We start from the raw sequence: 11,993 nt of genomic DNA on the forward strand, positions 1-11,993 counted from the left end.
CACCGACGCGGCCATGGAATACGCCCGCCGCCTCAAGGCCGAGGCCGACCGCCTCAAGAACGACCTGCTGGTGGTGATGCGTGTGTACTTCGAGAAGCCCCGCACCACCGTGGGCTGGAAGGGCCTCATCAACGACCCCTTCATGGACAACAGCTTCCGCATCAACGACGGCCTGCGCATTGCCCGCAAGCTGCTGTGGGAAGTGAACGAGCTGGGCCTGCCCGCCGGCACCGAGTTCCTCGACATGATCACCCCGCAGTACATCGCCGACCTGATCTCCTGGGGCGCCATCGGTGCCCGTACCACCGAGAGCCAGGTGCACCGCGAGCTGGCCTCCGGGCTGTCCTGCCCGGTGGGCTTCAAGAACGGCACCGACGGCAACATCCGTATCGCCGTGGACGCCATCAAGGCCGCCCAGTCGCCCCACCATTTCCTGTCGGTGACCAAGGCCGGGCACTCGGCCATCGTGTCCACCGGCGGCAACGAGGACTGCCACCTGATCCTGCGCGGCGGCAAGGGCCCCAACTACGACGCCGCCAGCGTCGATGCCGCCTGCAAGGAGCTGGCCTCGTCCGGTGTGCCGGGCAAGCTGATGGTGGACTTCTCCCACGCCAACAGCCGCAAGCAGCACAAGCTGCAGGTGGACGTGGCCCGTGACGTGGCCAGCCAGATGGCCAATGGCGAAGACCGCATCATCGGCGTGATGGTCGAGTCCCACCTCAAGGAAGGCCGCCAGGACCTGAAGCCCGGCGCAGAGCTGGAATACGGCAAGAGCATCACCGACGCCTGCATCGGCTGGGAAGACAGCCTCACCGTGCTCGACGTCCTCGCCGAAGCCGTGCGTCAGCGCCGCGTGAAGCGCGCCGACGTGGAGTAAGCGGCGGGCCGTGCTGACAGCAAAGGGCGGCTTTGGCCGCCCTTTTTTTGGTTCGACGCGTCGTCCGACGCCCGATATGGCCTCGTCTCCAGGGGCGATCTGTAGGGGCGACTTCAGGCGCCCATCAAGGCTTGATTCATCGGCACGCCGTTGATCGAAGTCCGCGGGCGACTGAAGTCGCCCCTACCGTCCCACCAGCCACCCGTGATGCGGGATCAATAAAGGCGCGCTACCCGTGGATGACGAGGTCGCGGCCATGGGGGCAGAAGAACCGCCGGCAATCAGGCCGGTATCCCCAGCCCTGCCGGGTGGCTGTACACCACCAGTTTTTCCCCGCGGGCGAAGCCGGCCAGGGTGACGCCGGCTTCGGTGGCCAGTTTCACGGCCAGGGCGGTGGGCGCGGAGACGGCCACCAGACAGCCGATGCCGAGCATGGCGACCTTCTGCACCATCTCGTAGCTGGCCCGGCTGGAGACCAGTACGAAGCCATCGCGCCTGTCCACGCCTTCCCGGGCCAGGTGGCCGAGGAGCTTGTCGAGGGCGTTGTGACGGCCCACGTCTTCGCGCAGGGCCCGGATATGGCCGTCGCGACCTATCCAGGCAGCCGCATGCACGGCGCCGGTGATCTCCCGCAGGCGTTGCCAGGCGGGCAGCTTTGCCAGCCCCAGGGTGACCGACGCGATGGGGATGGGCGTGAAGGCGGCCACTGGCGTCAGCGGGCGGGCCAGGGCGTCCAGGCTTTCCACCCCGCACAGGCCGCAACCGGTGCGGCCGGCCAGGTTGCGGCGGCGTGTCTTGAGGTCGGCAAAGCGGCTGGAGGCGATCTCCAGGCGCAGCTCGATGCCGTGGGTGGCGCCGAAACACTCCAGGTCATACAGCTCACCGCGACTGTCGAGAATGCCCTCGCTGAGGCTGAAGCCCAGGGCCAGATCGTCCAGGTCGGCCGGGGTCGCCAGCAGCACGGCGTGGGAGATGCCGTTGAACACCAGCGCTACCGGTACTTCCTCGATCACCTCGTCGACACCCGACCAGGCCTGGGTGCCCTCCACCCGGCACACCGGCAGGGGGCGGTGGGCCGGCGGGGTGTCTGCATCCAGGGCGCGCAGGGTGCTGGTGGCGCAGGACGGGTCGGGCAGGGCGGGGGCGTGGGGCATGGGAGAGGCAGAGAAAGGGCGCGGCCGGCGGGGCCCGGGGCGCTTAGTGTAACGGGGCCTGCCCGGGGATAGCCATGGCTTGCCCGTCCGGGCGGAGCTGCGCGTTTTGTGGTGCCGACGCGGGGCGTCAGCCCTGCCGGAGGGAGTCCGAGGGCAGCTCGCCGAACAGGCGCTTGTAGTCGCGGGCGAACTGGCTCATGTGGGTGAAGCCCCAGTCGTAGGCGATGCTGGAGATCGGGCGGTGGCCGCTGCCGTAGCGCAGCGCGCGGCGGACCGCATTGAGGCGCAGGCTGCGCATGTAGGCCAGGGGCGGCATGCCAGTGATGTCCTCGAAGCAGTTCTGCAGGGCGCGGCGGCTGAGGTGCAGGTGGGCGCACAGCTCGGGGATGGCGGGGGGATGCTCCGGGTTGTCGAGCACGTACTGGCGGACCCGGTCCACGGTAGTCTGGTGGATCAGGCGGGTGCGGGTGGTGGGTACGGGCACGGTGTCGCGGCCCAGCAGCATGTCGGCGAGGGCGTCGAAGATGCGTTCCTGCAGCGCATCGGCGTCGGTGCCGGGGGTCTCGGGGTTCTCCGCGTCGGCCAGGATGCCGGCCAGGGTGGCGCACAGGCTTTCCTTGCGGCCGGGCTCCAGGTTGCGCACGTCGCCCTGCAGCAGCAGGCGGTCCAGGTCCTGGTGGGCGGTGCTGTCCAGGTAGTCGGCAAAGGCCAGGCGATCCACGACGATGCCGAAGAGGTTGAAGTCGGGGGCCGTGAGCAGGTCGAACTCGGCGCCGCCGTCGCGGATGCACACGGCCCGGGACGACAGGGGCTTGCCGCCCATGGACATCATGCCGTCCCGCGCCGCGGGGATGCCGAACCACACCGAGCGCGGCCAGGCGGCGCAGGTCTGGCGCAGGGCGCGGTTGGCGGTCTCCACGAAGACCTGGGTCCGCGGCAGCCACAGCTCGGTCACCGAGCCCTCGAAGCTGCCCGGCGAGAGCTGGTCGTAGCGCTGGTCCCACTGGGACAGGTTGTGGGCCTGTTCGTCCGCGTCCCGGGATCGGGTCACCCGCCGCAGGGGGTGAGCCTGGCGGGCTGGGGGAGAGGAGGTGGCGGTCATGGGGGTTTCCTGGAAGGAAAATGTGTGCACTGGATTAGCAAGCCGCGTACCGTCGCCGGTGTGCCGGGGAAGGGCGCCCCGAGCGGGTGGGCACGTGCCCGCCGTCGCCGTCGGGAAGCCCTGCGGTGGTGCATTTGACATGGCTTGGGCACTGGGCTGGTGCAGGTTTTGTCGGGTGTGTTGCAGGCAGTTTGCTGCAGTGCCGAAAATTGCTATCACGGTGCTGAAACTTGATAGATGCACCGGGGCCGTGTGGGCCACGATTCACTCATCAATTTTCCTGGAGTGAATCATGAGCGCGTCCAAGCAATCCGCCCACGGCCTGTCGGCCAGTCTGGGCACCTGGCAGTTGTGGGGTATCGCCGTCGGTCTGGTGATCTCGGGCGAGTATTTTGGCTGGAGCTTCGGCTGGGCCTCGGCGGGTACCCTCGGCTTTCTCGTCACCACCGTCATGGTAGCCGTCATGTACGGCACCTTCATCTTCAGCTTCACCGAGCTGACCGCCAGCATCCCCCACGCCGGCGGGCCCTTTGCCTACAGCTACCACGCCTTCGGCCCCACCGGCGGCTACGTGGCGGGCATGGCCACCCTGATCGAGTTCGTGTTTGCGCCGCCGGCCATTGCCTTGGCCATCGGCGCCTATCTCAATGTGCAGTATCCGGCCCTTGATCCGAAGATTGCCGCCGTGGGCGCCTATATTGTCTTCATGGGGCTCAACATCGTCGGGGTGACCATTGCGGCCACCTTCGAACTCTTCGTCACCCTGCTCGCCATCTTTGAACTGCTGGTGTTCATGGGCGTGGTGGCGCCGGGCTTCTCCCTGGCTAACTTCACCAAGGGCGGCTGGGGCGGTGCGGATGAGTTCTCTCTCGCCGCGATCCCCGGCATCTTCGCCGCCATCCCCTTCGCCATCTGGTTCTTCCTGGCCATTGAGGGCGTCGCCATGGCCGCCGAAGAGGCCAAGGACCCAAAGCGCTCCATCCCCATCGCCTACACCGGCGGCATCATCACCCTGGTGCTGCTGGCCATGGGCGTGATGGTGTTTGCCGGTGGCGTGGGCGACTGGACCAAGCTGGCCAACATCAACGATCCGCTGCCCCAGGCCATGAAGACCATCGTCGGCGAGTCCAGCGGCTGGCTGCACATGCTGGTGTGGCTGGGCCTGTTCGGGCTGGTGGCGTCCTTCCATGGCATCATCCTGGGCTACTCCCGCCAGATCTACGCGCAGGCCCGCTCCGGCTACCTGCCGGCCTGGTTCGCCGAGGTCCATCCGCGCTTCAAGACCCCCCACCGGGCCATCGTGGCCGGCGGCGTGGTGGGCATCGCCGCCATCTTCAGCGACGAGGTGCTGTCCTTCGGCGGCCAGAGCCTGACCGCCAACATCGTCACCATGGCGGTGCTCGGCGCCCTCTTGATGTATGTGCTGAGCATGGCGGCCCTGTTCAAGCTGCGGGCTAGCGAGCCGCGCCTGCCGCGCCCCTACAAGGTGCCCTTCTACCCGGTGTTCCCGGCCGTGGCCCTGGTGGGTGCGCTGATCTGCCTGGCCACGGTGGCCTGGTTCAACCCGCTGCTCACCGGCGTTTTCGTGGCCATCCTGGCTTTGGGCTACGGCTACTTCCAGCTCACCCACAAGCAGCGTGAGGAGCTGCCCTTTGCCGCCCTCGCCGAGGCAGAACACTGAGAGCTGGCATAGAACCTGCACATGCGCTTCGGCGCCGGCCCCCCGCAGCGGAGGCCGGCGTGCGATGCAGGAAGCGCACTGACGAAGAACAAGACCATGACCTACGCCTGCACCCTCGGATTGCGTCGCCATGTGTTTGGTGACCTGAAAACACTGCTGGCCAAGGCCAGCCCGGCCCGCTCGGGCGACATGCTGGCCGGCGTCGCCGCCGCCTCGGAAGAGGAGCGCATGGCCGCCCGCATCGTGCTGGCCGACCTGCCCCTCGCCCGCTTCCTGCAGGAAGCCGTGGTGCCCTACGAGCGCGACGAGGTGACGCGCCTGATCATCGACGGGCACGACGCCGCCGCCTTCGCCCCGGTGGCCGGCCTGACCGTGGGCGAGTTCCGTGACTGGTTGCTCTCCGATGCCGCCGACGTGGCCAGCCTGCAGGCCCTGGCCCCCGGCCTCACCCCCGAGATGGTGGCGGCGGTGAGCAAGCTCATGCGCAACCAGGACCTGATCCTGGTGGCCGCCAAGTGCCAGGTGATCACGCGCTTCCGCAACACCCTCGGCCTGCCCGGCCGGCTGGCCGTGCGCCTGCAGCCCAACCACCCCACCGACGACCCGCGGGGCATCGCCGCCTCCATGCTCGACGGCCTGCTCTATGGCGTTGGCGATGCGGTGATCGGCATCAACCCGGCCACCGACAGCCTGCCCGCCATCACTGCGCTGCTGCGCCTGATCGACGATTTTCGCGAGCAGTACGAGGTGCCCACCCAGAGCTGCGTGCTCACCCACGTCACCAACACGCTCCGCGCCATCGACAAGGGTGCCCCGGTGGATCTGGTGTTCCAGTCGATCGGCGGCACCGAGTCGGTGAACCGTAGCTTCGGCGTCAGCGCCGCCCTGCTCGACGAAGCCAACGCCGCTGCCCTGGCCCTGGGCCGCGGCAGCGTGGGTAACAACGTGATGTACTTCGAGACGGGGCAGGGCAGCGCCCTGTCGGCCAACGCCCACCATGGCGCCGACCAGCAGACCCTGGAAGCCCGCGCCTACGGCCTGGCCCGGCGCTACCACCCGCTGCTGGTGAATACCGTGGTCGGTTTCATCGGGCCGGAATACCTCTACGACGGCAAGCAGATCATCCGCGCCGGGCTGGAGGACCACTTCTGCGGCAAGCTGCTGGGCCTGCCCATGGGCTGCGACATCTGCTACACCAACCACGCCGAGGCCGACCAGGACGACATGGACACCCTGCTGACCCTGCTCGGGGTGGCTGGCATCAACTTCATCATCGGCGTGCCGGGGGCCGACGACATCATGCTCAACTACCAGAGCACGTCCTTCCACGACGCCCTGTATGTGCGCAAGGTGCTCGACCGCCGCCGCGCCCCCGAGTTCGAGGACTGGCTGGAGCGCATGGGCATCGCCGACTTTCGCGGCAATCTGCTGCCCCAGGGCGAGCAGCAGGCTCTGCTGGCCCTGGCGGCCACACTGTAAGGGGAGAGGGCCATGAGCAAACCCGCCATCGTCACCCCCGACCCCTGGCTGCGCCTGCAGGGCCTGACCCGCGCCCGGGTGGCCCTGGGCCGTGCCGGGGTGAGCCTGCCGACCCGCGAAGTCCTGCGCTTTGGCACCGCCCATGCCCAGGCCCGCGACGCCGTGCACCAGGCCCTGGATGTAGCCACCCTGCAGGCCGACCTGAGGGACGCCGGCTTTGCCAGCCTCGCCGCCCACAGCCAGGCCACCGACCGCAGCATGTATCTGCGTCGCCCCGACCGGGGCCGCAGCCTGGCGCCGGAAAGCCTCGCCCTGCTGAACACGGAGGGCGCGCGCCTGTGGGCGCCGCGGCCGAGGTTGGCGGTGGTGCTGGCCGACGGCTTGTCGTCCCTGGCCACGGCCCGTCATGGCCTGCCCCTGCTGCAGGCCCTGCAGCCCTATTTCCCGGATCTGGGTACGCTGCCCGTGATCATCGCCAGCCAGGCCCGCGTGGCCCTGGGCGATGAGATCGGCCAGGCCCTGGGGGCCGAACAGGTGGTGGTCATGATCGGTGAGCGCCCGGGGCTCTCGTCGCCCGACAGCCTGGGCCTGTATCTCACCGCCCGGCCCCGGCCCGGCCTCACGGATGCCGAGCGCAATTGCATCTCCAACGTGCGCCCGGAAGGCCTGACCTATGCCGATGCCGCCCGCAAGCTCGCCTTCCTGATTGCCGGCGCCCTCAAGCTGGGGCGTACCGGTGTCGATCTCAAGGACGACAGCGATACCGGGCCGGCCCTGACCGACACGGCCGGCCCGCCCCGCGGACTGGCCGCGCCCTAGATTTCCATCCCGCTTTTTCTGCTAGCCATCCACTCCAAGGAGAACACCATGTCCCACACTTCCCTGCGCACTTCCGCCGCGCTGTGTCTCGCCTGTGCCGCCTTCGGCGCCACCAGCCCGGCCCTGGCCGCCGAAGGCGAATCCGCCTGGAGCGTGCCGGTCAGCCTGGGTTTTGTCAGCGACTACATCTTCCGCGGCCAGACCCAGACCTGGGGTAAGCCCGCCCTGCAGTTCAGCGTGGAGGCTGCCCATACCTCCGGCGTCTACGCCGGCTTCTTCGCCTCCAACGTGTCCGACCACTGGCTGCCCGGCGCCGCGGTGGAGATGGACTTCTACGGCGGCTACCGGGGCAAGATCGCCGACACCGTCGGCTACGATGCCGGCCTGATCTACTACACCTACCCGGGCGGCAACTGGACCGATTCGGCCTTTGCCGGCTTCAACCGCTCCAACAGCCTCAACACCATGGAGGCCTACATTGCCCTGAGCTACGAGTGGCTCACCTTCAAGACGGGGCGCAACCTCACCGAGTATTTCGGCTGGAGCACCAACAACTCCCCGACCAACGGTGGCTTCTTCGGCGATGCCAGCGCCGGCGTCACCGGCAACACCCGCGGCTCCCATTTCTACGAGCTCAATGCTGCCTACGACGTCGCCGAGGGCTGGAACCTCAGCGGCCAGATCGGCCGCCAGGTCATCGCCCACGCCACCGGCCTGGACATCAGCTACTACAAGCTCGGCCTCACCAAGGCCCTGCCCGACGGCTGGAGCGCCGGTGCCTTCTTCTCGGCCACCAGCGAGCCCGACGCCTACCGCAGCTACTACAGCCTGAGCAACGGCACCTCCAAGCACGACATCGCCAAGGAGAAGTTCTTCGTGAGCGTCACCAAGGCCTTCTGAGCGCAGAAACCGCAGCAGTAAAAAACCGGGGCGTGCCCTCATGCGGCACGCCCCGGTTTTTTTGTGGGCGAAGCGGGTGCTTACTTCTCGATGAAGGCGTGTTCGATCACGTAATCGGCCGGGTCGCCGATGCGCTTGGACATGCGGAAGCCGCGCTGGTCGAGCATGGCCCGGCTGTCCTTGAGCATGGCGGCGCTGCCGCAGATCATGGCCCGGTCAACGGCCGGGTCGAGGGGCGGCAGGCCGATGTCCTCGAAGAGCTTGCCGCTCTCCACCAGATCGGTCAGGCGGCCCTGGTTGCGGAAGGGCTCGCGGGTCACGGTGGGGTAGTAGATGAGCTTCTCGGAGATGGCCTCGCCCAGGTATTCGTGGTGGGGCAGCTCCTTGGTGATGTAGTCGTGGTAGGCCAGCTCGCTGACCTGGCGCACGCCGTGGATCAGGATCACCTTTTCGAAGCGCTCGTACACGTCCAGGTCACGGATCACGCTCATGAAGGCGGCCATGCCGGTGCCGGTGGAGAACAGATAGAGGTAGCGGCCCGGCAGCAGGTCGGACAGCAGCAGCGTGCCGGTGGGCTTGCGCGATACCAGCAGGTCGTCACCGGGCTGCAGGTGCTGCAGGCGCGAGGTGAGGGGGCCGTTCTGTACCTTGATGCTGAAGAATTCCAGGGTTTCCTCGTAGTTCGCGCTGGCGATCGAGTAAGCCCGCACGAGCGGCCGGCCTTCCACCTCCAGGCCGATCATCACGAACTGGCCATTCTCGAAGCGGATCGAGCGGTCCCGCGTGGTGGTGAAGGAGAACAGCGTGTCGTTCCAGTGATGAACGCTCAGGACTTTTTCGGTGATGTAGGCGGCCATGGAAAAGGGCGATTGATCAAAAGTCCGCCATTATCCCCTGCGGCCCATTCGCTTCGCAGCAATTTTTCCTTCATGTTCTTATCACAAATCAGGGGGTTGGCCTGCTTTCCGCCTCGGGTTCCCGGTGCTGACCTTGATCTCGAACGGGTCGGGGCCCAGCCTGGGGTGGTGATTGAGATGCTCAGGCAGTTCAGCAGGGCCTAGCCCATCTTCTCCCGGTACATCCCGCCGTCCGCATGTTTCAGCAGGGCTTCGGCGTCAGTGCCGTTGTCCGGATAGATGGCCACGCCGATGCTGGCTTCGGTGTGCAGTACGCTGAGATCAATCTCCGTGCCTTCCCACAGCGCGGTACGGATCTTGTCGGCAACGGCCCGGGCGTCCTCGGGGCCGTGGACTTCTTCCAGGATAACCACAAACTCGTCGCCGCCCAGGCGAGCGACAGTGTCTGCCTTGCGTACACAGGCTTCCAGGCGGCGGGCGATGTGCTGCAGGAGGACGTCGCCGGCGGCGTGGCCGAGGGTGTCGTTGACGTGCTTGAAGTCGTCGATGTCGATGTAGAGCAGGGCCATGCGGCTTTGCTTGCGCCTGCTGCGGGCCAGGGCGGTGTTGAGGCGGTCGTGGAAGAGGCGACGGTTGGGCAGGCTGGTGAGCTCGTCGTACTGGGCTGCGCGCAGCAGTTCCGCCTTGAGCTGGCCGCGCTCGATGGCGGTGGCCACCTGGGCGGAGACGAAGTGGAGCAGCTCCCGGTCCTTGTCGGCATGCAGGGCGCCGGGGTGAGCCTTGAGAATCAGGGCGCCAATGGCCTGTTGCTGGGCGATGAGCGGCAGGATCAGCCACGATGCGCTGTCGTCGGTGTGCGGAGTGTCGGCCGTGGCAGGCGTGAGTGCCTTGTCAGGTAGCAGCCGGGCCTGGCCACTGTGCATCACCTCTTCGCAGTGGTGGCGAGCGCGGGCTTCATCGACGACCGGGGCGTTGCCCAGGTGGTCCTGCTGGTAAGGAAAGTTCAGCTCTCTGTGCTTCGGGTCGCGGGTGGCCACGGCCAGCCCGGCAATGGGCACGCGCCGGCTGATGATGGTATGGATCTGCCGGAAAAGGCTGTCCAGGTCGGGAGCTTGATGGGCCGCTTCGGAGACGGCGTAGGTGGCAGCCTGTCTTTCCTCGGCGCGCTTCTGGCTGGTGACGTCGCGGGCCACGCCGATACGCAGCTGGTCGGTGGCCGACCAGCGGGCCGACCACATGATATGCACGATATGCCCATTCTTGTGCAGGTAGCGGTTCTCGAAGCCGACCCGCGGGAGACCGGCCATGACGTGGAGCGATTCTTCGGCGCTTTTGGCGCGGTCGTCGGGATGAATGAAATCCACCATCGGCCGTCCGATCATCTCCGCCGGCGTATAGCCGAAGATGCGCTCACAGGCGAGATTGACGTAGAGGATGTGACCACTCGGGTCGACGAGAAAGAGGGCGTCGAGAAGCAGGTCGACGCAGTTGAGCAGTCTGTTTTCGAGTTGCTTTTGCATGCTGCCTTGGGGGGCTGACCGTGTTGGGAAGGTCTGGGGGCGTCTGCTGCGTAGACTGGCTGATCACGGGGCTTTGCCGCAAGCGCCTGTTGCGGTCGATGGCGCTGTCCGTGCGCTGTTTCACGGTGCCGGGCAGGGCCCGACAACAAAAAGACGGCGACCATTTTACCGGCCGCCGTCGAGGCTCCCAGGGGACGCATCATCCCCGTCCTGAAGCAGTGTGGGCCCTTACGGGATCATCCACGTGAACACGTAGGCCTGCAGGGTGGTGATGATGCCCACCATGGTGGCAAACATCAGGCTGTGCTTGACGGTGAAGCGGAACAGGTCCGATTCCTTGCCGACCAGGCCGACCGCGGCGCAGGCCACGGCGATGGACTGGGGCGAGATCATCTTGCCGGTGACGCCGCCGGTGGTGTTGGCCGCCACCAGCAGGGTGTCGGACACGCCGATCTGGTGGGCGGTGGTGGCCTGCAGGGAGCAGAACAGGGCGTTGGACGAGGTGTCGGAGCCGGTCAGGAACACGCCCAGCCAGCCCAGGAAGGGCGAGAAGAACGGGAACAGCACGCCGGTACCGGCCAGCAGCAGGGCCAGGGTGGCGGACAGGCCGGAGTAGTTGGCCACGAAGGCGAAGGCCAGCACCATGCCGATGGAGTAGATCGGGCGCTTGAGTTCGGACACGGTCTCCTTGAAGGCCTTGGCGGCATCGCCGCTGCGCATGCCCAGCACGACCATGCTGATCAGGGCCGACAGGAAGATGGCGGTGCCGGTGGCCGAGAGGATGTCGAGCTTGTACACCGCGGCGTAGGGGGTGGCCTTGGCGACGATGGGTTCCATCTTGATGACCAGCTTGTCGAGCATGGGCACCGGGAACTGGAAGACCAGCGAGTACAGGGGGCCGTCCTTGGCAAACAGGGCCTTGAAGGGCTTGAGGCTCCACAGGGTGACCATGATGGTCAGGATCACGAAGGGCGACCAGGCCTTGGCGATCTGGCCGAAGCTGTGGTGATCGCCCGCACCCTGCACGGCGGCGGGCTGGTTATCGAAACGGAAGATGCGCTTGGGCTTCCAGTTCTTCAGGAAGATGGTCAGGCAGATCAGGCTGACCAGGGCGGAGGTGATGTCGGGCAGTTCCGGTCCGATGTAGTTGGCGGTGAAGAACTGGGTGACGGCGAAGCTCAGGCCGGCCACCAGGATGGCGGGCCAGGTCTCCTTGATGCCACGCCAGCCGTCCATCATGGCGATCAGCCAGAACGGGACGATGACGGACAGCAGCGGCAATTGGCGGCCGGCCATCTGCCCGATCTTGAAGGGGTCGATACCGGTGACCTGGCCGCCCACGATGATGGGAATGCCCATGGCGCCGAAGGCCACCGGGGCGGTGTTGGCGATCAGGCACAGGCCGGCGGCATAGAGGGGGTTGAAGCCCAGGCCGACGAGCAGGGCAGCGGTGATGGCCACCGGGGCGCCGAAGCCCGCCGCACCTTCCAGGAAGGCGCCAAACGAGAAGCCCACCAGCAGCATCTGCAGGCGCTGGTCATCGGTGATGGAGACCACCGACGCGCGGATGACGTCGAACTGGCCGGTCTTGACGGTGATCTTGT

10 protein-coding genes are annotated in these 11,993 nt (G+C 67.0%); 5 read left to right on the top strand and 5 right to left on the bottom strand.

Going from position 1 to position 11,993, the window contains the following annotated elements; genetic code table 11:
• Positions 1-877: 3-deoxy-7-phosphoheptulonate synthase (locus tag ACIQ09_RS19630; RefSeq protein ID WP_398313689.1), on the top strand; the 877-nt coding region annotated here is incomplete at its 5' end.
• A gap of 281 nt (positions 878-1,158) precedes the next feature.
• Here the strand turns inward: ACIQ09_RS19630 and fdhD are convergent.
• Positions 1,159-2,031, bottom strand: coding sequence for a formate dehydrogenase accessory sulfurtransferase FdhD (gene fdhD / locus ACIQ09_RS19635; RefSeq protein ID WP_398313691.1), 873 nt, complete (start codon positions 2,029-2,031; stop codon positions 1,159-1,161).
• 127 nt (positions 2,032-2,158) lie between these two features.
• Complete coding sequence (locus ACIQ09_RS19640; protein WP_398313693.1) at positions 2,159-3,133, bottom strand: helix-turn-helix domain-containing protein; 975 nt, start codon at positions 3,131-3,133, stop codon at positions 2,159-2,161.
• A 292-nt stretch (positions 3,134-3,425) separates the two neighbouring features.
• Between ACIQ09_RS19640 and eat the strand changes: the two genes are divergently transcribed.
• The 4 genes from eat to ACIQ09_RS19660 all read left to right on the top strand — a co-directional run bounded on the left by eat (position 3,426) and on the right by ACIQ09_RS19660 (position 8,012).
• Entirely contained in the window at positions 3,426-4,814 is a 1,389-nt protein-coding gene (gene eat, locus ACIQ09_RS19645; protein WP_398313695.1) for an ethanolamine permease, read from the top strand.
• Between the two features lie 96 nt (positions 4,815-4,910).
• Positions 4,911-6,293 carry an ethanolamine ammonia-lyase subunit EutB gene (locus ACIQ09_RS19650; protein ID WP_398313697.1) on the top strand — a complete coding sequence of 461 codons (1,383 nt, stop codon included), beginning with the start codon at positions 4,911-4,913 and terminating at the stop codon, positions 6,291-6,293.
• 12 nt (positions 6,294-6,305) lie between these two features.
• Positions 6,306-7,112, top strand: a complete 807-nt coding sequence (gene eutC, locus ACIQ09_RS19655; protein ID WP_398313699.1) for an ethanolamine ammonia-lyase subunit EutC — start codon at positions 6,306-6,308, stop codon at positions 7,110-7,112.
• 48 nt (positions 7,113-7,160) lie between these two features.
• Positions 7,161-8,012 carry a TorF family putative porin gene (locus ACIQ09_RS19660; protein ID WP_398313701.1) on the top strand — a complete coding sequence of 284 codons (852 nt, stop codon included), beginning with the start codon at positions 7,161-7,163 and terminating at the stop codon, positions 8,010-8,012.
• Positions 8,013-8,092: 80 nt separating this feature from the next.
• On the opposite strand, the gene ACIQ09_RS19665 is transcribed toward ACIQ09_RS19660, so the two are convergent.
• The 3 genes from ACIQ09_RS19665 to ACIQ09_RS19675 form a co-directional block, all read right to left on the bottom strand.
• Positions 8,093-8,869 carry a ferredoxin--NADP reductase gene (locus ACIQ09_RS19665; protein ID WP_398313703.1) on the bottom strand — a complete coding sequence of 259 codons (777 nt, stop codon included), beginning with the start codon at positions 8,867-8,869 and terminating at the stop codon, positions 8,093-8,095.
• Between the two features lie 200 nt (positions 8,870-9,069).
• Positions 9,070-10,389, bottom strand: a complete 1,320-nt coding sequence (locus ACIQ09_RS19670; RefSeq protein WP_398313705.1) for a diguanylate cyclase domain-containing protein — start codon at positions 10,387-10,389, stop codon at positions 9,070-9,072.
• A gap of 228 nt (positions 10,390-10,617) precedes the next feature.
• Positions 10,618-11,993, bottom strand: a 1,376-nt coding sequence (locus ACIQ09_RS19675) for a lactate permease LctP family transporter (protein ID WP_398313707.1), incomplete at its 5' end; no start/stop codon positions are given.

The organism is Zoogloea sp. (assembly GCF_044344315.1).
Taxonomy (GTDB): Bacteria; Pseudomonadota; Gammaproteobacteria; order Burkholderiales; family Rhodocyclaceae; genus Zoogloea.

Bases quoted from the DNA above. Each gene is read 5' to 3' on its own strand.
- eat (WP_398313695.1), top strand. From the start codon at position 3,426: ATGAGCGCGTCCAAGCAATCCGCCCACGGCCTGTCGGCCAGTCTGGGC.
- eutC (WP_398313699.1), top strand. From the start codon at position 6,306: ATGAGCAAACCCGCCATCGTCACCCCCGACCCCTGGCTGCGCCTGCAG.
- ACIQ09_RS19650 (WP_398313697.1), top strand. From the start codon at position 4,911: ATGACCTACGCCTGCACCCTCGGATTGCGTCGCCATGTGTTTGGTGAC.
- fdhD (WP_398313691.1), bottom strand. From the start codon at position 2,031: ATGCCCCACGCCCCCGCCCTGCCCGACCCGTCCTGCGCCACCAGCACC.
- ACIQ09_RS19670 (WP_398313705.1), bottom strand. From the start codon at position 10,389: ATGCAAAAGCAACTCGAAAACAGACTGCTCAACTGCGTCGACCTGCTT.
- ACIQ09_RS19660 (WP_398313701.1), top strand. From the start codon at position 7,161: ATGTCCCACACTTCCCTGCGCACTTCCGCCGCGCTGTGTCTCGCCTGT.
- ACIQ09_RS19640 (WP_398313693.1), bottom strand. From the start codon at position 3,133: ATGACCGCCACCTCCTCTCCCCCAGCCCGCCAGGCTCACCCCCTGCGG.
- ACIQ09_RS19665 (WP_398313703.1), bottom strand. From the start codon at position 8,869: ATGGCCGCCTACATCACCGAAAAAGTCCTGAGCGTTCATCACTGGAAC.